We start from the raw sequence: 305 nt of genomic DNA on the forward strand, positions 1-305 counted from the left end.
GCCCGATCGGGACGCCCGGCGGCGAGCGCACGCCCGACATCGGAGTCGGCGCCGAGCAGCACGATCAGGCCGTCCCCCCGGTTGTCCTCCCGGGGCAGCATCGGCGGCCCCTCCCCGCCATGCGCTGCCGAAACGATTCGGCATAGATCGCCCCACCCTCGGCCCCCGTCCCGCCCGAGAAAGGTGACCCGAGGCGTCGACTCATCGACAAAGGCCCCTCCACGGACCGGAACCCGCCGCCGCCCTCCGGCCTCCCCCACCCCCGAGGGCCCGAACCCCTCCACGGCCAGCTCCACACCGAACAG

General features: G+C 74.4%; 1 protein-coding gene. It reads right to left on the reverse strand.

Going from position 1 to position 305, the window contains the following annotated elements; all coding sequences use genetic code 11:
* A partial coding sequence (locus tag ACLZOT_RS51535) for a hypothetical protein (RefSeq protein ID WP_416976183.1) occupies positions 1-305 on the reverse strand: 305 nt, incomplete at both ends.

The organism is Streptomyces sp. 4F14 (assembly GCF_048159485.1).
Classification (GTDB): Bacteria; Actinomycetota; Actinomycetes; order Streptomycetales; family Streptomycetaceae; genus Streptomyces.